The 20,296-nt window shown below is 57.7% G+C and carries 17 protein-coding genes and 1 pseudogene; 3 read left to right on the top strand and 15 right to left on the bottom strand.

Annotated features, from left to right (window positions below):
• Positions 1–5: 5 nt before the first annotated feature.
• From AB1J88_RS06910 to AB1J88_RS06950, 9 genes and pseudogenes are all read right to left on the bottom strand, one after another.
• A complete protein-coding gene (locus AB1J88_RS06910) occupies positions 6–911 on the bottom strand; it encodes an amino acid ABC transporter substrate-binding protein (RefSeq protein WP_430290597.1) in 906 nt (301 codons plus the stop codon).
• Between the two features lie 88 nt (positions 912–999).
• Positions 1,000–2,301, bottom strand: a pseudogene (gene potE, locus AB1J88_RS06915) (putrescine-ornithine antiporter); the annotation flags it as partial.
• A gap of 67 nt (positions 2,302–2,368) precedes the next feature.
• A complete protein-coding gene (locus tag AB1J88_RS06920; RefSeq protein WP_041063940.1) occupies positions 2,369–3,796 on the bottom strand; it encodes an efflux transporter outer membrane subunit in 1,428 nt (475 codons plus the stop codon).
• Positions 3,797–7,006, bottom strand: a complete 3,210-nt coding sequence (locus tag AB1J88_RS06925) for an efflux RND transporter permease subunit (protein WP_430290598.1) — start codon at positions 7,004–7,006, stop codon at positions 3,797–3,799.
• A complete protein-coding gene (locus tag AB1J88_RS06930; RefSeq protein WP_052510577.1) occupies positions 7,003–8,088 on the bottom strand; it encodes an efflux RND transporter periplasmic adaptor subunit in 1,086 nt (361 codons plus the stop codon). Before AB1J88_RS06930 ends, AB1J88_RS06925 begins: the two co-directional genes overlap by 4 nt.
• Before the next feature lie 223 nt (positions 8,089–8,311).
• Entirely contained in the window at positions 8,312–9,502 is a 1,191-nt protein-coding gene (locus tag AB1J88_RS06935) for a cation:proton antiporter (RefSeq protein ID WP_430290599.1), read from the bottom strand.
• Positions 9,503–9,617: 115 nt separating this feature from the next.
• Entirely contained in the window at positions 9,618–10,037 is a 420-nt protein-coding gene (locus tag AB1J88_RS06940; protein ID WP_086791216.1) for a DUF6691 family protein, read from the bottom strand.
• Positions 10,038–10,039: 2 nt separating this feature from the next.
• Entirely contained in the window at positions 10,040–10,474 is a 435-nt protein-coding gene (locus tag AB1J88_RS06945; protein WP_430290600.1) for a YeeE/YedE family protein, read from the bottom strand.
• Positions 10,475–10,569: 95 nt separating this feature from the next.
• The gene (locus AB1J88_RS06950) at positions 10,570–11,493 is read right to left on the bottom strand and encodes a LysR substrate-binding domain-containing protein (protein WP_430290602.1); all 924 of its coding nucleotides are present in this window, start codon (positions 11,491–11,493) and stop codon (positions 10,570–10,572) included.
• Between the two features lie 201 nt (positions 11,494–11,694).
• On the opposite strand from AB1J88_RS06950, the gene AB1J88_RS06955 reads away from it, so the two are divergent.
• Positions 11,695–11,907: a tautomerase family protein gene (locus tag AB1J88_RS06955; protein WP_222019318.1), complete on the top strand. Its 213-nt coding sequence runs from the start codon at positions 11,695–11,697 to the stop codon at positions 11,905–11,907.
• A gap of 46 nt (positions 11,908–11,953) precedes the next feature.
• Positions 11,954–12,667, top strand: coding sequence for an SDR family NAD(P)-dependent oxidoreductase (locus AB1J88_RS06960; protein ID WP_430290603.1), 714 nt, complete (start codon positions 11,954–11,956; stop codon positions 12,665–12,667).
• 72 nt (positions 12,668–12,739) lie between these two features.
• Here the strand turns inward: AB1J88_RS06960 and AB1J88_RS06965 are convergent, their stop codons facing one another.
• The gene (locus AB1J88_RS06965; RefSeq protein ID WP_145598098.1) at positions 12,740–13,399 is read right to left on the bottom strand and encodes a carbonic anhydrase; all 660 of its coding nucleotides are present in this window, start codon (positions 13,397–13,399) and stop codon (positions 12,740–12,742) included.
• Between the two features lie 292 nt (positions 13,400–13,691).
• Entirely contained in the window at positions 13,692–14,207 is a 516-nt protein-coding gene (locus tag AB1J88_RS06970) for a cupin domain-containing protein (RefSeq protein WP_041063917.1), read from the bottom strand.
• Positions 14,208–14,500: 293 nt separating this feature from the next.
• On the opposite strand from AB1J88_RS06970, the gene AB1J88_RS06975 reads away from it, so the two are divergent.
• Positions 14,501–15,508 (top strand): zinc-binding dehydrogenase, encoded by a 1,008-nt coding sequence (locus tag AB1J88_RS06975; protein ID WP_430290604.1) that lies wholly within the window; start codon positions 14,501–14,503, stop codon positions 15,506–15,508.
• A gap of 66 nt (positions 15,509–15,574) precedes the next feature.
• On the opposite strand, the gene AB1J88_RS06980 is transcribed toward AB1J88_RS06975, so the two are convergent.
• The 4 genes from AB1J88_RS06980 to AB1J88_RS06995 all read right to left on the bottom strand — a co-directional run bounded on the left by AB1J88_RS06980 (position 15,575) and on the right by AB1J88_RS06995 (position 20,285).
• Positions 15,575–16,261, bottom strand: a complete 687-nt coding sequence (locus tag AB1J88_RS06980) for a GntR family transcriptional regulator (protein ID WP_430290605.1) — start codon at positions 16,259–16,261, stop codon at positions 15,575–15,577.
• A gap of 120 nt (positions 16,262–16,381) precedes the next feature.
• The gene (locus AB1J88_RS06985) at positions 16,382–17,437 is read right to left on the bottom strand and encodes an ABC transporter permease (RefSeq protein WP_222019315.1); all 1,056 of its coding nucleotides are present in this window, start codon (positions 17,435–17,437) and stop codon (positions 16,382–16,384) included.
• On the bottom strand, positions 17,430–18,941 hold the full coding sequence (locus tag AB1J88_RS06990; RefSeq protein WP_222019314.1) for a sugar ABC transporter ATP-binding protein: 1,512 nt from the start codon (positions 18,939–18,941) through the stop codon (positions 17,430–17,432). The genes AB1J88_RS06985 and AB1J88_RS06990 overlap by 8 nt, the downstream gene beginning before the upstream one ends.
• Positions 18,942–19,025: 84 nt before the next feature.
• Positions 19,026–20,285, bottom strand: coding sequence for a sugar ABC transporter substrate-binding protein (locus tag AB1J88_RS06995; protein WP_430290606.1), 1,260 nt, complete (start codon positions 20,283–20,285; stop codon positions 19,026–19,028).
• Between the last annotated feature and the right edge of the window lie 11 nt (positions 20,286–20,296).

Genomic DNA, 20,296 nt, shown 5'->3' on the forward strand with positions numbered 1-20,296 from the left:
CGCCCTCAAGGTAGCGCGTAGATCTTGAACAGCTTCTTCGCCGCTTCGCCGGCGCCATCCAGGTAGTTGTCGTACGCCTGCTCGATGTCGCCGGCGCGGTACATTTCACTCAGCGCAGTGTCGACCAGCAGACGGAAATCTTCGTCGTTTCGATCCAGCGCCATGGCCGTCGGCGCGTACTCGAAAATCCGCTCCAGCAGCACCAGGTGACCTTCGGGGTCATTCCTGCTCAACAGATGCTTGAGCACCATGCGCTCAGCAAAAAAGGCACTGGCTTTGCCTTCGGCAACCTGTTTGAGGCCTGCATCGGCGTTCTCCACCGTGACCAGCGTGGCCACCACGCCGAGCAAACGCATCTGCTGGTGTATCCACGCCTCGGTCACACCGCCGACGATGGCAGCATAGGTTTGATTGGACAGCCCAAGGTTCGCGGTGGCACGCCACGTTGGCCCGGTATGGGCCACCTTGCCATTGAGCACATTAAGCAACGGCTGGGAGGCGTCCTCGCGCACCACGGCCGAGAGACCGGCGGTGTAGACCGGCACCGAGTAGCTGACCTGCGAGCGCCGCACCAGTGTCGGAGGGGTCGGTGTACAGAGAATGTCGATTTTCCCCGAATTGACGGCATTGATTTCGTCGTTCAGGGACACAGGCTGGTACGCAATCTTCAGCGTGGGCAACGCCAGTTCGCTTTTGACCTTTTCGGCTATTTTCAAACAGAGGTCGATGGCATATCCGCTGGCTTTATCGGCGACCTGCTCGCTGAACGGCGCGAAGTCCGGCAAGTAGCCGAGAGTGAACGTGTGGCTCGTGCGGATGCGCTCAAGCGTGCTGCTGTGGGCCATGACTGGCAATAGCGTCAGTAGGCAGACGAGTAGCAGCGGTTTGGATTTGCTCAGTTTTACGTTCATGTGCGGGTTCCTCGAATTCAGATGTCTGAGCCGTCACGAAGACGGCGGTCAAGGATTGTCGGCCCGGGGGGGGAACCGGCACAGACACTTCGACAAATCGTTTGGCGAGGAAGCCGTAGAGCAGGTAGCCGAACACCAGAACCAGAATGCCGCCGAACACCGCATCTTTGCCGCAGGCATACAACGCGTATAGGGAGTACGCCACGGCCACCACCAACAGCAAGGTGTTGCGGGTGTACACGCTGGCACTGACCTTGGCTTTGTACATCATGACCAGCAGCCCGGTGGCCGCTGTTACATAGGGAATCAGGTTGGTCACTGCGGCGAGGCTGACCAGTTTGCCGAACTGCGCACTGGCGTTCGGCGAAATGGTCGACAGCGCCATTAAAGTCTGCAGCACGCCGCAGACCAGCATCCCGACGATGGGGGCATTGCGGGCGCTGACCTTGCAGAACAGTTTGGGAAACATGCCCTGGTCAGCCGTCATCTTGGCGGTTTGTGCCAGGGTGAACTGCCAGCCCAACAGCGAGCCGACACATGCCATCACCGCCAACGCCATGATGATGTGGCCGACCGTCGGGTTGAACATATGCGCATAAACCAGCGCGAACGGCGCGGACGAGTTAGCCAGCTCGGCATTCGGAATGATCCCCTGAATGACGGTCGTCGAGAGCACGTAGACAACCGCCGCTCCCAGTGTGCCGAACAGGCAGGCCAGCGGTACCGTACGCGTGGGATTTTCCACCGCGTCAGAGGCCTGGGCGGCCGACTCCATGCCGAGAAAGGCCCAGAGTGTCAGCGGAATTGCTTTGCTGATCGCTTCGGAAATGGGCAGGTGGTAAGGGTTCCAGGCGGCGATCAGCAGATCGGGTTTGAACCAGAACCATCCGATAAGGCTCAAGCCGGCGACCGGGATGATCACGCCCCAGACCGTAATCGCACCGATCTTGCCGGTAACGCCGGGGCCGCCAAAATTTGCCACGGTGGTTATCCAGAGCAAGCCGACCGTTCCGATGAACAAAGGAATGGCGCCGCTTCCCAGCCAAGGCATGAACGACGTCATGTATCCCACTGCGGAGATGGCCACCGCCACGTTGGCGATGGCCAGTGACAGGAAATACAGATACGAGCAGAGGAAGAATCCCGACTTTGCGTGCGCCTCTTCGGTGTAGGCGGATAACCCGCCCGAGCGCAGACAGAAGATGCCGCACTGGGAAAAACAATATGCAATGGCCATGGAACCGACAGCGGTGACGATCCATGACAACAACGAGACCGCCCCGAGTTGCGCCATGCTGGTCGGCAACATGATGATGCCCGAGCCCATCATGTTGACGGTCACCAAAGTGGTGAGTCCCGTCAGGCTCATTTTCTTGTTGGTGTCGGTCATCGAAAACCCCTCGATCGGCGAAGTGCATCCGCGCCCAGCCCTTGAACGCACTGCAGCGTGGTCATGGTCAATGTTCGCCGACGGTTGAGGTCAACGTGTCTGCCTTGTTTATCCAGCCTCCGCCTGTTGCCTTGTAAACATCGATCATGGCGGTGAACACCGAGCCCCGGGTCCGGGTGTAGGTCAGCTCGGCATCGAACAGACTGCGCTCGGCATCCAGCACTTCTATGTAGCTGGTGTAGCCGTTGTCGTAACGCAGCCGGGCAAACCGGGTGTAGGTGCGCAAGGCTTCGACCTGATTGCCTTGAGAAGTCATTTGCTCGCGGGATTTGCTCGCGGCAACCAGGGCGTTTTCAACATCCCTGAAGGCTGACTGGATCGACTGTTGGTAAGCCAGCAAGGTTTGTTTTTGAACGGCCTCAGCCTGTTGCACCTGGCCGGCGATCCCGCCAGCGGTGAAGAGCGGCATGCTGGCCGCGACCCCGTAAGACCAGGTGGCGGCCGGCCCGGTGAACAGGTTGGACAGTTGATTACTGACCGAGCCCAACAATCCGGTCAGCGATATCGTCGGGAAATACAGTGCCTTGGCCGCACCGATTCGGGCGTTGGCGGAAACCAGATTCAACTCGGCTTGCCGCAAATCGGGGCGGCGCTCAAGCAAGTCCGAAGGCAGCCCTGCGGGCACCGATGGCAGCGACAGTTGTGTCAGCTCACGGCCTCTGATGATCGGCCCCGGATTGCGCCCAAGCAGCACCGCCAGATTGTTTTCCTGTTGCGCCACCAGTGACTCGAATTGCGCAACGGATGCCTGGGTGCGCTGGAATTCCGAAAGGTTTTGCGCCAATTCCATTTCAGAAATGGTCCCGGCACCGAAACGCAGCTTGAAGATTTCGTAGGAGTCGCCACGGGCCTTGGCCGTGGTGCGGGCGATTTCCAGTTGGCGGTCAAGATCGCGCAGCGCGATGTAACTCGATGCCACCGACGAGACCAGGCTGAGTATCACCGTCCGCCGACCTTCTTCCGAGGCCAGCAAGTCAGCCCGTGCCGACTCATTGAGTCGCCGCAAGCGCCCCCAGACGTCAAGCTCCCAGCTCACACTCAGGGTGGCCTGATAATTCTGGTAAATCGGGTCGACGCTGGAGTCCAGCGGTACCGGGCCATTGTCGCGTGGCGCCCGAGAACGACTGCCTTGCGCGGCGGCGCCGATTTGCGGAAACAGCTGCGAACGCGCCACACCGTAACGGCCCTGAAACTCCTCGACCCGGGCGGCGGCGATCTTGATGTCTTTGTTCTGCGCCAGCGCGCTGCGGATCAAGTCATTGAGCACCGGATCGTTGAACTGTTCCCACCACAACGCGTTGGACAGGTCGTTGGCCTCTTGCTCTGCGTAGCGATAGGCCGGCGGGGTGTCGGTGGCCGGGCGCTGGTAATCCGGGCCGAGCATGCAGCCGCTGAGCCCCAGACAAATCAACCACGACAAATGGCATGTGCGCATTCATTCCCCCTCATGTCTGTGCAGGGGAGCGCCACCGGGGATCTCTCCGGGCGATGTGAGCGAAGGCGGCGGGGTGGTCTGTTGTGGCGCGCCTTTTTTCTCGGTCAAGCGTTCAACCAGGTAATAGAACAGCGGGATGAAGAAAATGGCGATGACTGTTGCCGCCAACATCCCGCCGATGACACCTGTGCCGATCGAGTGTCGGCTGTTTTCCGATGCGCCGACGGCAATGGCCAATGGGACACACCCCAGAATGAACGCCAGCGACGTCATCACGATAGGCCGCAGCCGCTCCCTGGCGGCGGTCATTGCCGCATCGTAGGCAGACATGCCGCTTTCCCGGTTCAGTACCGCAAATTCGAAAATCAGGATCGCATTCTTCGCGGCCAGTGCGACCAGCATGGTCAAGCCGATCTGGAAGTAAACATCGTTGCTCAGCCCGCGAATCAGTACCGCGAGCAGGGCACCGAACAACGCAAAGGGCACCGCCAGCAATACGCCGACGGGCAGGGACCATTTTTCGTACTGCGCGGCCAGGATCAGGAACACCATGACCAGGCCGAAGATGAACACCTGAGAGGAAGCGCCCCCGCTTTTTTTCTCCTCGAAGGCCTCGCCACTCAGGGCCAAGGCATAGTCATTGGTCATGATTTCAGCGCTGATCTCTTCCAGCGCCTTGAGTGCCTGACCGGAGCTGTAGCCGGGCGCGGCGTTGGCGGTGAGCTTGACTGCCGGGAAGTTGTTGAAGCGCGTCAGCAGGTCGGGGCCGGTGACGTAGCGGGTGGTCAGCAGCGCTTTGAGCGGCACCATCCCCGGGTTCTTGCTGCGTACATAAATCTGCTGCAAGTCTTCAGCCTTGAGTCGGTAGCTCGGTTCAGCCTGCAGAATCACCTGCCACAGACGGCTGAACTTGTTGAATTGAGACACATACAGAGAACCGAACATGGTTTGCATGGTGCTGTACACGTCTTCCACCGGCACCCCCAGCGTCTCGGCCTTTTCGCGGTCGACATCGACCAGCAATTGCCGGGAAAACACATTGAAGGTCGAGGTGATGGCGCCGAGTTCCGGACGCTGCCTGGCTTTTGCGACAAGCATGCCGACCATCTCGGCCAGTTGCCCGACGCTGGCGTCGCCCTTGCTTTGAACCCACACCTCCATGCCGCCCGTGGTGCCCAGACCCGGTATGGATGGCGGGTTGACCGGCAAAATGATCCCGCCCTGTACCGTGGAAAAGGCCCGGGCCGCTTTCTGGATGAGCGCTGGAGCACTCTGTTCCTTGATGGTTTGCGAGTCCTTGTAGCGCTCTTCGAAATCCTTGAACCCGACGAAAAAGGCACCGGCATTGTTCTTGTTCTGGCCATCGAGCAGGCTGTAGCCGTTAACGATAGCGACACCCTCGACGGCCTCGTCATGCATGAAGAAGTCACTGGCGACCTTGCCCACTTCAGCGGTGCGATCCAGGCTGGCAGCATCGGGCATGATCAGCGCGCCCAGCAGATACCCCTGATCCTCCGGTGGCAGGAAGGCACTGGGAATGCGCTGCGCCATCAGCGCAATCAAAACGATCATGCCGGCGAACAGCAGCAACGCCAGCACAAAGCGTTTGATCATGAACGCCACGGCACGCGAATAGCCCTCGGTCATGCGTTCGAAGCTACGCTCGAACCAGCGGAAAAAAGCGTTTTTTTCGCCTTGGTGAGGTTTGAGCAGCAGGGCGGCCAGGGCCGGTGAAAGCGTCAACGCCACCAGACCGGAGATCACCACGGAGATGGCAATGGTGATCGCAAATTGTTTGTAGAGCTGCCCGGTGATGCCCCCCATGAAAGCCACCGGCACGAACACAGCACACAACACCAGCACGATCGCGACCACCGGCCCGGCCACTTCATCCATGGCGCGTTTGGCGGCGTCCTTGGGGTTCATCTTGCGTACGTGCATATTGCGTTCGACGTTTTCAATCACCACGATCGCGTCGTCGACCACGATGCCGATCGCCAGCACCATGCCGAACAGCGTGAGCATGTTCACCGAAAATCCCAGGGCGGACATGCCGATAAAGGTGCCGACAATCGACACCGGTACGGCGAGTACCGGGATCAGCGTGGCGCGCAGACTCTGCAGAAAGATGAACACCACCACGACCACCAGCACCAGCGCTTCGAAAAAGGTGTGAATCACCTCGGAAATCGACGCGCGGGTGAACGCGGTAGTGTCCATCACGATCTTGTATTCGATCCCTTCGGGAAATGTCGTTTTCATTTGTGCCAAGGTCGACGTCACCGCTGCCGAGACATCGAGGGCGTTTGCCCCCGGTTGCTGATACACCGCGATCAGCGTGGCGGGACGTCCTTGATAAGTGCTGCGCAGCGAATAGTCCTTCTGCCCGAGTTCGGCGCGCCCTACATCCTTCAGGCGGACGATGGCCGCGCCGTCGTTGCTGGCGCGCAAGATGATGTTCTCGAACTCCGCAGGCTCCGTCAGGCGGCCCTTGGTGGTCACCGCGAACGATTGCTCCACGGCCTGGCCGGTCGGCGATTGCCCGACACGGCCGACGGCGAATTGCTGGTTCTGGTTGGCGACCGCTGTCTGTACGTCAGCGGCGGTAATGCCCAGTTGCGCCATGCGATCGGGTTTGAGCCAGATCCGCATGGCGTAATCCGGCGTGCCGAAAATGCTCGCCTGGTTGGCCCCGGGAATGCGCTTGATTGCATCCAGAATGTAGAGGTTCGCGTAGTTGGCGACATAGGTGCTGTCATAGCGCTCGCCCGCCGAATACACGGCAAGCACCATCATGAACGCGGAAGATTTTTTTTGTACCTGAATGCCTTGGCTCTGGACGGCGGAGGGCAGTTGCGGCAAGGCCAGATTGACGCGGTTTTGCACATCGACCTGGGCAAGGGACGGGTCGGTGCCAATCTCGAAGAACACGTTGAGGGTCATGTTCCCCGTCGCCGAGCTCGACGAGTTCATGTAAATCATGTTGTCGGCGCCGTTGACCTGTTGCTCGATCGGCGCTGCCACGTTATTGGCCACCACCTGGGCATCGGCGCCGGGGTAGGTTGCCGAAACGGTAATTTGCGGCGGGGTAATGTCCGGGTACTGGGCCACCGGCAATTTGACCATGGCCACCGCGCCGGCCAGGGTGATGATGATTGAGATCACCGAAGCGAAAATGGGGCGATCAATGCAGTAGTGGGAAATACTCATGGGCTGTGCCCGGTGTCTTGCTGCGTGCTGGCAGCCATCGGTTTTGTCGGCGTCTGGTTAGCTGGCGGGGCAGGAGGGGCAATGATGTTCAGCGGCCCTCCGGGCGTGACTCTGATCGCACCGTCGACCACGATCCGTTCACCGGCCTGCAACCCTTGGGTAATGAACCAGTCATCGCCGTGCCAATCACCCACTTCGACCACCCGTTGCTCGGGCTTGCCCGCAGCATTGATCACCCAGACGAAGTGGCTCTTGGCCCCCTCCAGAACGGCTTTTTGCGGTACGACGATGGCGTTCGGCCTGGTAGCTCCGATGGCCCGCGCCCGCACGAACTGGCCGGGACGCAATTGGCCGTTGGGATTGGCGACCACGGCGCGGACCAGAAAGGTGCCGGTGTCCTGACTGTAGGAGGGCGCGGCAAAATTCAGTCGCCCCTGTTCAGGCAACACCGAGCCGTCGGCCAATACCACTTCCACGACAAATTCACTGCGCAGCGGGAATATGAGGTGCCCGGAAGCAATCTCTTCGCGGAACTTGAGCGTCTCGTTTTCCGAAAGACTGAAGTTGACGTAGATCGGGTCCATCTGCGAGACGGTGGTCAGCAGTCCGGACTCACCGGGTGTGACGTAACTGCCTTCCTGCTTTTTGGCAAAGCTTGAAAGACCGGTAAGCGGGGAGGCGATGGTGGTGTAGCTGAGGTTCAGCTGTTCGGTTCGCACCGACCCTTCGGCGGCCAGCACGGCGGCTCTGGTCTGACGCTCATCGCCGACGGCATTGTCCAGGTCCATCTTGCTGACAGCATTCTGCGCCGCCAGCGGCCGGACACGGGCGAGGGTGGCTTTGGCCACCTCCCAGCGTGCCTGCTGTTGAGCCAGTTGCCCCTGGGCCGAGAGCAATGAAGCTTCAAAGGGCTTGCGATCCATCTGAAACAGCGTCTGCCCGGTTTTTACCAGGTCGCCTTCGGTGTACAGCCGCTTTTCCAGGAACCCGGCAACCCGGGCACGGATCTCCACTTCGCGGGAGCTTTGGGTTTGCGCAACGAACTCGAAGGTCACCGGTGTAGTGCGTGCGGTGACCGTCATGATCGTGACATCAGGCGCTTGGCGGGCGAGGGTCGGGGGTTCTTTGCCGCAGCCGGCGAGCAGGCTCAGGCTGCCGACGATAATGGCGACGGGCAAGCCGAGTTGCCTGCCAACACTCATGTTCCTGCCCATATTCTGCTCCGTGAAGGTTTCTCGGACAGACGCTTAGCCATTTGTTGGTCACAACGCTAGCACCGGCACTCAGTGGCATTTCTGACAATTATCAAAGAACACGATTTGCCAGCCGCGAGACCCATGGGTTGGCACTCAAACCATGGAGCAGCACACTCAGTAAAACGGTGCAGGCCGCAACGGCCACCAACGTACGACCGACTTGCAGAGGGTAGTCCAGAATCATCACGGCGAAGACAATACTTGCCAGGCCGCGCGGGCCGAACCAGCCGATGAACAGCCGGGTTTCGAAATCGAAGTCGGTCCCTGCCAGACTGATAAGCACAGGCAGTACGCGAACCACGGTCAGGCTGAGCACTGCATACAACCAGATATTCAGCGTGAAACTGCTCCAGGCCCAGGGGATTACCTGCGCGCCAAACACCACCCAGGTAATGACGGAAAGCAGGCTGGCGAACTCTTCACTGGCCTTGAGCAGATCATGCTTTTGTTCAGCAAACAGATAACTGGCGAGCAGGCCGCCAACGAACGCCGCGATAAACCCGCTACCGCCTGATGCTTGCGCGGTGGCAAAGCAAACCAGAGCCAGTCCGGGTAGCGTCAGTTGTGACCACATGGGGGTTTGCCAATGGCGTTTCCCGGCGTAACGCTGCAAGAACCAGGCGATCAACGTCAGGGCTACGCCGACGAGCGCACCAATGCCAAGCTCCTCGGCAATCAGCTCCACCGCCAGCGAGACGGGCGACCGCGTCTGTTCTTCGATCAACAGGGCCAGGAACATCAACAGCACCGGCACGCAGATGCCGTCATTGAGCCCGCTCTCCACGTTCAATCCTTCACGCACGGATGCCGCCACCTTCGGGTTGCTCACGACAGCCTTGCCCAGTGCGGCATCAGTGGGCGCCAGAAGAGTCGCCAAGATGGCCAGTTCGATCGAGGGAATCTGCGGAAACAGCCAGATGCCGACCAGCCAACCCCCGAGCATGGTCAGCGGCAACCCGATCAACAACAAGCGTAGCGGTAATCCTTCGTGGGCTTTCAGCACCTTGAGATCAGCGTTGGCGGCATCGCTGAAGAGCACAATTGCCAAGGTCAGTTCGGCCAGGATCCGGAGGCCGTCCTTGTCGATCCGGGGCAGCAGCAGGCCCAGGAATGCCGGGCCAAGGATCAGCCCGGCGAGCATGAACATCAGAGGCCCATTGAGCAGGCGCGACTCGAAACGTCCGGCAAACAGGCTATAGACAAGAAGGAAAGCGGCAAGCAGTGCCAGGTTCTGATACATCGATCACCTGCCTGTCCGGGATCAGAGCGAAGGGATAAGGCAGGTTTAATTCATTGCTCGTAGCGTCTTCTGATAAAAATCAATGGATGTGAGGATTCCCCAAGCAAGTACCTGATCAGCTCCTGCGTCGACGTTCCAATAGAGAGAACAGGTACATGCCGGCCAGCATGGCCAACACGAATACGATGATCTGCCCGTGCCCGGTAAGCAGGATAGCGACGGCTGGCCCAGGGCAGATTCCCGCCATCCCCCAACCGATGCCGAACAGCAGGCTGCCGCCAATCAGGCGGGCATCCAGCTCCCGTTTCATCGGTAACTGCATGGGGGCTCCCAGCAAGGATTGCTTATTGTTCCGCGCCCAATTCAACGGGATGACCGCCACGGCGATGGCGCCTCCCATCACCAGTGCAAGTGACGGATCCCAGGCCCCGGCCACATCCAGGAAAGCCAGTACCTTGGCGGGGTTCGCCATGCCTGCCAGGAGCAGCCCAAGGCCGAAGATCAGTCCTGCGAAAAAAGCGCTCAGCTTGATCATTTTCAGGCCCCCACGATGTGACGAATGACGTACACCGTTGCAAAACCGGTGAGCATAAAGCACATCGTTGCCGTGATGGATCGTGCGGACAGTCGAGAGATCCCGCAAACCCCATGACCACTTGTGCAGCCAGAGCCGTAACGGGTGCCCACGCCGACGAACAGTCCCGCAATGATCAGCGTCGGCCATTCTGCCTTGATCTCGATCTGCGGCAGTACGGCAAACACTCCCCACAGCAGTGGCGCGAGCATCAGGCCAAGAAGAAACAATGCCTTCTCGCTCCAGCCCTCACTGCCAAATTGCATCACGCTGCCAATCAAGCCACTGATGCCGGCGATGCGACCATTGGCGAGCACGAATACCCCGACCGCCAGGCCTATCAAGGCCCCTCCGCCCAACGCAGTCCAAGGCGTAAAGTTCAGCCAATCGATGCTCATTTTGTAGCTCCTGCACAGAAGTGCTGATAAAAGCCATACATCACCGCGCGTGCCGTGGAGCTGTTGATTCGCTTGCCGGCGTGTTTTGCGTCATTTCAGGTGGCCGCCCAATCGGTTCGATGCTGCAGCAGAAAATCTACGAAAGCCCGGACCCGCTGAGGAACGTAGCGGCCATGAGGGTAGAGCAGGGTGTAGGGCCGGGAGCGCCCATTATAGGGCTGGAGTACCTCGACGAGGCGCCCATCGGCCAATTCGTTCTCGACAATGAATCGGTAAGTCTGGAACAGACCAGCACTGTGTTTGGCCAGAGTAACGCCGCCCAGCACATCGTCCGAGCAGCAATAGCGGCCCTCTGTGAAAATCTCCCGATGTTTGCCATCGACCTCGAACAGCCATGAGATGCGACGACCGCTGCTGGGCAGTTCAAATTGAATGCACTCGTGAGTGATAAGGTCATCCAGTGTCGTTGGCGTGCCGGCCCTGGTCAGGTATTCAGGTGTCGCGACCACGACCAGTTGTGCGTCCTCCAGCAAGCGGGCGATCAGGGTCGAGTCCGGTTGAGCCCGGACCCGAATCGCCAGATCGTAGCCCTCCGCCACAAAGTCGATATTTCGGTTACCCAAATGGATATCCACGCTGACGTCTGGATAAAGCGCCCGAAATTTCGGCAGAAGCGGCAGGATCCGGTGATGCCCATACGTGGTCGGAAGACTGATGCGCAGCCGCCCTGAAGGCGTCGATTGAGCGCCCATGACTTCTTGCTGTGCTTCCACCAGTTGCGTCAGGGCCTGTCGGCATTGTTCATAGAACACCCGGCCGGGTTCAGTCATCCGGATGCTTCGTGTGGTTCTGACGAAGAGACGTGATCCCAAACGCTCCTCAAGACGCAAAATCGAGCGGCTTACTGCTGCAGGCGTCACACCGGCTACCTGCGCGGCTGCTGTGAAACTGCCCGTTTCCGAGGCCAGGCAAAATAGCTCGATGCTTCCTAGCTGCAGGTCATCAAAATGACGCTTCATATTCATCACACCGAGTATTCGCGAAGTGCCCAAAGCATACCGAGGTCGATGACGCAGTGGCGAGGACCGCGGCTTTTATTCATTACACGGCGTCATAAATGAAGTAACCGAGCGCGCATTTATTCATTCAAGGCCAGCTTATAGAGTTCATTCCACTTGCCGTCTCATCATGCCGATGAGACGCGAACTGGAGACTTTCCCGTGCCTTTCATCACCGTTCGTATCACCCGCGATGGCGTTACCAAAGACCAAAAAGCACAGGTGATCGCCGAGATCACCCAAACCATGCAGACGGTGCTCAACAAAGACCCGCACCTGACGCACATCGTGATCGAGGAAGTCGATACCGATAACTGGGGCTACGCAGGAATAACCACGACCGAGTACCGCCAGTCGCTGGTGGAGCCCAGGTAATGCTGAGGAACCTGAAACCGCTTTTTTAAACTATCGAGGCATTATCATGAGCCATTCAAAAAAAGTCGTTGTGGTCACTGGCGCATCCCAGGGTCTGGGCGCGGGCATCGTCGAAGGTTTTCGTAAACTCGGTTATCGAGTGGTGGCGACTTCACGCTCCATCCAGCCGTCATCGGATCCGGACATCCTGACCGTCGCCGGTGACATTGCCGATCCGGCGACGTCCGAGAAAATCATCCGCGAAGGCGTAGCGCGTTTTGGCCGCATCGACACGTTGGTGAACAACGCCGGGATCTTCCTCGCCAAGCCGTTCACGGCCTATACCCGCGAAGAGTATGTAAATACCGTGGCCACCAACATGGGCAGCTTCTTCCATATGTCGCAGCAGGCGATTGCCCAGATGGAGAAGCAAGGCGAGGGCGGTCATGTGGTCAGCATCACCACATCGCTGGTCGATCACGCCATCGAGGGCGTGCCATCGGTGCTTGCGTCGCTGACCAAAGGTGGGATGAACGCCGCGACCAAATCCCTGGCGATCGAGTACGCCAAGCGCGGCATCCGCGTTAACGCGGTGTCGCCGGGCATCATCAAGACCCCGATGCATGGCGAGGAAAGCCACGCCGCACTGGGCCGCCTGCATCCGGTCGGCCACATGGGCGACGTGCAAGACATTGTCGCAGCGGTGTTGTATCTGGACAGCGCCCCATTCGTCACGGGCGAAATCCTGCACGTCGATGGTGGCCAAAGCGCCGGTCACTGATGGAGACGGCGGCCTGGCTAACCAGGCGACCGGCAATCTGAAGCAAGAAGCCGCCATCGGCGGCTTCTCCCATCACATTTGGGGGGCGTTGCGCGCAGCGATCGCGACGGTGCTCGGCGAATCTGCAAGTGGGACGAATTGCCGTGTCGCGCCATCAAGTGCATCGATGCATCCGGCTTCGATGTCGTAAACCCAGCCGTGCAGATTCAGACGGCCTTGCTCGAGCGCGAGGGCCACTGAGGGATGCGTACGCAGATTCGCCAGTTGCGCGATCACGTTTTCACGCACTAGGCCATCGAGCTTGGCGCCGGGCGTATCGAACTCATGCGCCGCGTTAATCGCTTTCGCGGCGTCCGCGTGACGGAGCCAGTTAGCGACCGCTGGCAGATGATCCAGACAAGTGCAGCGCGAAATCGCGCCCATCGCGCCGCAGTCCGAATGGCCGCAGATCACGATGTCCTGGACGCCCAGCACAGCGACCGCATATTCGACGGTGGCCGAAACGCCGCCGGGCTCAGGGCCGTAAGACGGCACAATATTGCCGGCATTACGAATCACGAACAGTTCGCCCGGTTCACGCTGCGTAAGGAGTTCCGGCACAACACGACTGTCCGAGCAGGTGACAAACAGCGCCTTGGGATTTTGTGCCGTCGCGAGCTGCTTGAACAGCTCGACACGCTGCGGATAAACCTCGCGCTGAAAGCGCAGAAAGCCGTCAATGATGTCACGCATGAAGTTCTCCAAACCCGATTAACAGATGGGGGCACAAGCACTCAATGTGCTGTCGCGCCGCGGTGGCCGGTATTATCGCAAACGTTGCGCGTGTTAGCTGTATTTGACTTGATGTCTGCAATCTACAGGCATTGGTGCAGGAGGGACGTAACGTAATACGTTGTTTAACATAATATACATTACACGTAACAGGATGTTTCCGAATCAGCCCGGTTGCACGCCACATTCAATCCAGAGGCTCACCTGAAGCCGCATTTTCCAAAACCTCGGTATGGCCTGAAATTTGTGAGCATCAATCAGCATCCCGCGTCAGCTTTTCTATCAATATCCGGTGCTGTGGAAATTGCGCAGTCAGTCTGCGTCTGTCACCCATCTCCATATCCGCGAAATCAAATCCTGGCGACACGGTTTCGCTGATCAAACCAAACCCGTGTTCACCCTCAAGCAGTCGCGATGCTTTCCAGATGCCACCAGGTACGTGCATTTGCAAAAGCTGTCCCGCCAGAATGTCGCTACCCAATACCAATGTTTGAAGCGAGCCGTCACCTGAGATCATGCTGTACTCGATGGGATCGCCCAGATGGTAGAAATGCAGGATGTCCGATTGGTTGAAATGAAACTGTCCCACCGGCGAATCTTCAGTCAGCAAGTAATAGATCGAAGTCACCAAGTAACGTGGGCCACGGGTGGTTTGCAGCATGGCACGATGATCTGTTTGAAAAGTTCTGCGAAAATAGCCGCCTTCAACATGAGGCTGCAGATCCAGTGCAGCAATCACGTCCACGATCTCTGTTTTCCCTCGATTCATGGCCTGCTCCATTGATTGAAAGGCAGATAGGCTGATAGCTCTACTAAACAGCCATTTAGTAGAGTTGAATTGATCTCGTAGCCAATGTCTTATCAGTCCGTTATTGGGCGGTCGCTTTATAATATCTTGCTGACGGATATTGATTTTATTTCACAACACCTTTTCTAAAAGCATGGTTCTCTTGAACCTAGCTGACAGAGATACTCCAGTCTAAAGGGCTAGTCATTGTAGACCACTCGAATACTGTCGCAGGGTCGCAACGGGTTCGAACTGCTTAAAACTGAGGACACACAATGAATGCTGATTTTGCCGCTTGGACTTGGAGCGCTGGGAAAGGAATTGAGGGACTGCAACTCACCCGAAAGCCACTGGTGCAACCCGGCCCGTCTGAGGTACTTGTTGCCAACCGAGCAATCGCTCTGAATCCAGTAGACTGGAAAATGGTCGACTGGGGACACCCGAGCTGGAAGGACGGTCACGTGCCGGGGGTGGACGGCGTCGGTGTGGTCGTTGCAGCAGGACCCGATGTCTCCATCAAGCCGGGTACGCGCGTCGCGTATCATCAATCACTGACACGTGACGGTAGTTTTGCCGAGTTCTGTTTGCTGGAAGCCAGCATTGTACTAATCGTGCCCTCCGCGCTTGATGACGGTATAGCGGTAACACTGCCTTGTCCTGGGCTTACCGCCTGGCAAGCATTGGAAAAGATACCCCAGGTCAGCGAAGACGTATTAGTGGTGGGTGCAGGTGGTGCGGTCGGTCTGGTGCTTGTGCAGTTAGCAGTACAGCGAGGCTATCGGGTGTGGGCCACTGCAGCTCAAAAGCACCATGCGCGACTGAAATCGCTGGGTGTTGTCGGTGTTGTTGATTACCGGGAAGACAACTGGCAGCAGATACTTCAAGCGGGTATGGGTAATCGGCGATTGCACGTCGTTTTCGATACTGTGAGTGGTACTCATGCAGCCGGTCTTGCGCCTCTTCTGGGTTACAACGGCCATTTGGTGTGCGTCCAGGATCGTCAGGAAGTCGCCCCCCTTCCCCCTTTCGGCACTGCGATCTCTTTGCATGAAGTGGCACTCAACAGCTTCCATACCCATGCCAGTTCGAGTGATAAGCAACGGCTGCGACATGCTGGAGAGCGTCTGCTGGAAAGCTTGCTGGAAGGCCGTTTAGCAAAACCAGAACTTCAGATCTTCGATTTCCGAAAACTGCCCGACGCTTTACTGGCTCTCAAGCAAGGGGGTAAAGGCGGGAAATGGATCGCAAGGCTCAACGAGTCAGATCCAGTAACACTTGACTGATCGATAAAACACGGCGCCCGATTTTCAGCATTGGAGTTCGGGCGCTTTTTTCTCGCGTAAAGCTACTCACGCCTCAACCAGATTTTCTTTTTTCTCCAGCCAGTCAATCATCAGATCGCCCCAAGCAATATCGGCCTGCAACGCGTCCTTGGCCTTGGCTGAATCTCGAGTTCGCAGGCCTTCCAACACTTCAAAGTGCTTGTGCTTGGCACTGGCCAATTCCAACTTTGGCACCTCTGCATGAAACCGGCTAAGCAATGGCCCCATGATGACCCACATGTTTTCCAGTGTTTTGGACACCACAGGCATGCGTGCCGCAGAAATCAATCCGAAGTGAAACTCCCGATTCAGCAATGCAGCCTGCTTGTAATCGACTGACACGGCTTTCTGAAATGCCTCCTGGATGGTCTCGAGCTTCTCCAGCTCCGGCCTGGTAATTCGCTGAGCTGCCATGCCAGCAGCCTCGCCTTCCAACAAACGACGAATCAACTGTATTTCCCGAAGTTGGCTGACCGACAACTCCGGGACATAAATTGAAGTGGCGGCTTTCATGTCCAGTGCATGGTCACTGACCAGGCGGAAAATCGCTTCACGCACTGGAGTGATCGAAACGCCAAACTCCTCCGCCAAACTGCTTATGCGCAACCGATCACCGGGCTGGTACTGCCCGTCCATCAACGCTGTGCGGATAATTGAATACACCCGTTCGCTCAGGTTGCCTTTGTCAATAGGCTTATGCACGGTCACTGTCACTCGATCTCCATGGTCGATTACTGTGCGTCAGACGATAGACTTGTGAATCCACCGCCTGCAAACGCCGATAACGCATCATACATCATCGATCGACACCTGCCACTCCAATCGAAGATTGGTTCAAATGCGCGTATCTCGCCGGCCAACACCTTGCAGCAATACCGCGATGACGATAATTGCCCCCTTGATAATTTGCTGCGGATAGGCCGGGACACTGAGTAAGTTCATAATATTGCCGATCAGCCCCAACACCAAAACACCTACCACCGTATAGAAAATGGTGCCTTTGCCACCCGATAACAAGGCGCCACCGATGACACAGGCAGCGATCGCGTCCAGTTCCAAAGCCAGGCCGGCACTGGGGGTGGCAACTCCCGAGCGTGAGGCGATAACCACCCCGGCCAATGCCGCAAGGCCACCGCACAATCCATAGGCAGCCAATTTGTAACGCTCAACGGAGATCCCCGCAAGGCGCACCGCCGTTTCGTTACTGCCACTGGCAATGGTCAAACGACCATATGCGTTGTACCGCAGGATCAAGGCTAGAACGATCGTCACCAGCGCGCCAAGCCACACCGGCCAAGGAATGCCCAGAACACCGTCTGACAGTCGTCCGAAATCACGCAGTAATTGAGCGCCTACAAGTTTGTCATCCAGTCGTTGCGGCTGGCCGTTGGACAGGATGAACGCCAGACCACGAGCAACCGTCATCATCGCCAGGGTCGCGATAAATGGCGCCATGCGGAAATAGGCGATGAAGGTCCCCGTCACTAGCCCCATGAAAACCCCGACCGCCACCGCAATCGCTACCGCAAGCAACAAACCGGCACTCCCGCCGACCGGCAACACATTAAGGGTCATGGCGACTACAACTCCACCCACAGCCGCTACAGATGCTACGGATAAATCGATGCCCGCGGTCAGGATCACGATTAACATTCCGATGCTCACCAGCAACAGTGGCGTCATTTGGCGCAGCAAATTGCCAAGGTTCTGATAGGTGAAGAAATCCGCCGAGAGGATGCTGGCGATAATCGCTAGAACCACCAGCATCACTAACGCGTTGTGCTCCAGAAACAGGCGCTGCAACGCGCGTTGACGGGAATGCGCCTCGCCCGCGTGGTCGGTGTGCTGAACGCGTTCGGCCGTGGCCAGTTTGAAATCAGGGTTATTCATGGTGCTCCACTCCCATTGCCAGGCAAATCATTTCTTGTTCTTGAATGCGGTCGCCCGACAATTCGCCGGCGATCGCGCCTTCACGCATGACCAGCACGCGATCACACATACCGATAATTTCCATCATCTCTGAAGAAACCATGATGATTGCCACACCCTGTGCGGCGAGGTCGTTGATGACCCGGTAAATTTCAGTCTTGGCGCCCACATCGACACCACGCGTAGGTTCATCAAGAATCAGCACACGACAGCCGGCGCCGACCCATTTCATCAATGCGACTTTCTGCTGATTTCCGCCTGACAGATCGCCCACCAGTTGCTCGATCGAATGAGACTTGACCGCCAGTTGCCGGCGCAAGGCTTCAATTCCCCGGGTTTCCTGAGCACTTGCAATCCAGCCCATAGAACCGGTGTAAGGACTGTTCGGGCGCAGCGCGCCATTGACCCGGATCGACATTTCCAGCAGTACGCCCTGCTGCTTACGATCTTCCGGCAGCAGGCCGATGCCATTGGCAATGGCGTCCCTGGGAGTGCGATTGTGGATTTCCCGACCATTGAGGCGCAGGGTGCCAGAAGTCTTGCGGTCAGCACCGAAGATCGCACGCATGGTTTCTGTCCGCCCGGCTCCCACCAGCCCGCAAAAGCCCAGGACTTCACCGGCGCGCAGATCAAAGCTCACATCACGCACTTGGCGCCCGGCATATAGATGCTCGACCGTCAGCAGCACCTCACCGATCTGCGCTTGTCGTGCTGGAAACAGGTCGCTCAGCTCACGACCGACCATCATTTGGATCAAGCCGCGCTCGGTGATGCTGGTCAGGTCCACAGTAGCGACGGTCCTGCCATCCTTGAGCACCGTGGCACGGTCGCAGAGACTGAAGATTTCGTCCATACGGTGAGAGACGTAGACAATGCAAGCCCCTTTGCGCCTCAGATCATCAAGGATCTTGAATAGTTTCTGCGTTTCGTGGGAGGTCAATACCGCGGTTGGCTCATCAAAAACCAGTACATTGGAGTTACGCGACAGCGCCTTGCAGATTTCAACCGCCTGTTGATACGCCACCGGCAAAGTGCCGACCGGTTGACGTACATTGATGTCGCTGAATCCCAATTCATCGAGAATCTTCCGCGCCTTTTTGCGCAGCGCCGACCACTGGATCAGGCCTCTGCTCTTGCCTAGGTCGTCGATGCAAATATTCTCAGCGACCGATAAATGCGGAGCTAAGGCAAACTCCTGGTAAATAATCGAAATCCCGAGTTTGAGTGCATCAGCGGGTTTACGGATATCAACCGCTTCACCGTTCAGGCTGACGGCGCCGCCATCGCGCACGTAGGCTCCGGAAAGAATCTTCATCAAGGTGGATTTACCGGCGCCGTTCTCGCCCATCAGGGCATGGATCTCCCCGGCCTCGGCCGCAAAAGTGGCGTTGTTCAGGGCGCTGATACCGCCGAACTTTTTTGAGATGTCGAGCATCTCCACGGCAGGTTTTTGCATGGCATTCATAGTGTTCACCATCTATAAAAGTGGCGCGATCAGGCAGTGCCTGCGGTTCAATACGCAGCCACTGCCCAGTTCTATTGCGCGATATCACTTGATCGCGGTTTTGATCTGCTCGATTGACCGGAACGGTGGAACGGTGTCCGTTGACGGTGGCAGGCCGTCAGCCTTGATGTAGGTATCGACGTTATCCGGTGTGATCAACGTTACTGGGAAGTAGGACGCCAAAGGCAGGTTGTTGGCATCCAGGCCCTTGTCGAGGATCTGGTGAATCAACTCGATAGCGGCCACCCCCGTTTCCGATCCGCTATTGGTGGCGGTTACCAGCAATTTGCCCTGCTTGATCAAGTCCAGTGCCAGCCGAAAACTGCCGGCTCCGGAGGCAACCATCACGCTGTTTTTCTTGCCGGCGTTTTCCAACGCATTAATCGCACCGATTGCAATGAAATCGTTCTCGGCCAAGAGCAGATTAAGCTTGTCACCTTGAGACGAGAGAATGTCTTCAGTGGCTGTTAGTCCGCCCTCCTCGGTCCAGTCACCACGGCCCCAGGCCAGCACGTTGAAGCCGCCTTCCTGCCAGTTGAAACTGCCTTTGGCCTTGACCTGTTGAAACAACTTAAAACCTTTGAGCATTGCGTCTTCCCGGGATAGCCCCAGTTTCCGTTCTTGCGAACGGGCATAGACGATCCCGGAAATCATGCCGTTGAGACGGCTTTCGGATGTCGAGTTGCCCATCACCCCAATGACCATTGCCGCGTTAATCACCTTGGCCGGATCAGTCTTGGCCGCGATGTAACGCCCAGCCTCGAAGCCGCTGCCATACGGATTGCCGGTACTGGTAGTAATAACGGGCGCCCGAGAATCCGGCGCCGTGCCAACGGTTATGACGGGAATTCCAGCCGCCACTGCCCGCTCCACATCAGACACAGACCCGAGCACATCAGTCGGGTCGATCACGATCAAGTCGACCCCCAGTGTGATGAAGTTATCAACCTGAGCACTCTGCTTGGCGACATCACTGTCTGCTACCTGCAGTTCGATGTCGTAGTTGTACTGTTTCGCGATCGTTTTCGAGTCGTCAATCATCGAGACAAACCAAGGATTGCCCAGGGTTATTTCGGTCCACCCGATACGCAGACGCTCGCCCTTCTTTTTCAGTGGCAAGGCTTTGTTGATGGCTGTGCGATCAGGCATGTCAGGATCGATGACCCCCGACAGCGCAGTGTTTGGCATCAACCTATAGATTTCATGCTTTGGGGTTGCCCAGGCACATGTGCCGATTAGGCTTGCCATTGCCATTGCCATTGCCATTGCCAGTGAGGTGATCGAACGGACAGCCGACAGTTTCATAATTATTATTC

It is taken from the genome of Pseudomonas sp. S8 (assembly GCF_050473925.1).
Lineage (GTDB): Bacteria > Pseudomonadota > Gammaproteobacteria > Pseudomonadales > Pseudomonadaceae > Aquipseudomonas > Aquipseudomonas parakoreensis.

What these genes read in the sequence shown, in the direction of transcription:
- AB1J88_RS06975 (WP_430290604.1), top strand. Translation starts at nt 14,501, where the DNA reads ATGAATGCTGATTTTGCCGCTTGGACTTGGAGCGCTGGGAAAGGAATT.
- AB1J88_RS06945 (WP_430290600.1), bottom strand. Translation starts at nt 10,474, where the DNA reads ATGAGCATCGATTGGCTGAACTTTACGCCTTGGACTGCGTTGGGCGGA.
- AB1J88_RS06995 (WP_430290606.1), bottom strand. Translation starts at nt 20,285, where the DNA reads ATGAAACTGTCGGCTGTCCGTTCGATCACCTCACTGGCAATGGCAATG.
- AB1J88_RS06930 (WP_052510577.1), bottom strand. Translation starts at nt 8,088, where the DNA reads ATGACGGTCACCGCACGCACTACACCGGTGACCTTCGAGTTCGTTGCG.
- AB1J88_RS06940 (WP_086791216.1), bottom strand. Translation starts at nt 10,037, where the DNA reads ATGATCAAGCTGAGCGCTTTTTTCGCAGGACTGATCTTCGGCCTTGGG.
- AB1J88_RS06920 (WP_041063940.1), bottom strand. Translation starts at nt 3,796, where the DNA reads ATGCGCACATGCCATTTGTCGTGGTTGATTTGTCTGGGGCTCAGCGGC.
- AB1J88_RS06985 (WP_222019315.1), bottom strand. Translation starts at nt 17,437, where the DNA reads ATGAATAACCCTGATTTCAAACTGGCCACGGCCGAACGCGTTCAGCAC.
- AB1J88_RS06950 (WP_430290602.1), bottom strand. Translation starts at nt 11,493, where the DNA reads ATGAAGCGTCATTTTGATGACCTGCAGCTAGGAAGCATCGAGCTATTT.
- AB1J88_RS06925 (WP_430290598.1), bottom strand. Translation starts at nt 7,006, where the DNA reads ATGAGTATTTCCCACTACTGCATTGATCGCCCCATTTTCGCTTCGGTG.
- AB1J88_RS06970 (WP_041063917.1), bottom strand. Translation starts at nt 14,207, where the DNA reads ATGAATCGAGGGAAAACAGAGATCGTGGACGTGATTGCTGCACTGGAT.
- AB1J88_RS06935 (WP_430290599.1), bottom strand. Translation starts at nt 9,502, where the DNA reads ATGTATCAGAACCTGGCACTGCTTGCCGCTTTCCTTCTTGTCTATAGC.
- AB1J88_RS06960 (WP_430290603.1), top strand. Translation starts at nt 11,954, where the DNA reads ATGAGCCATTCAAAAAAAGTCGTTGTGGTCACTGGCGCATCCCAGGGT.
- AB1J88_RS06990 (WP_222019314.1), bottom strand. Translation starts at nt 18,941, where the DNA reads ATGAATGCCATGCAAAAACCTGCCGTGGAGATGCTCGACATCTCAAAA.
- AB1J88_RS06965 (WP_145598098.1), bottom strand. Translation starts at nt 13,399, where the DNA reads ATGCGTGACATCATTGACGGCTTTCTGCGCTTTCAGCGCGAGGTTTAT.
- AB1J88_RS06910 (WP_430290597.1), bottom strand. Translation starts at nt 911, where the DNA reads ATGAACGTAAAACTGAGCAAATCCAAACCGCTGCTACTCGTCTGCCTA.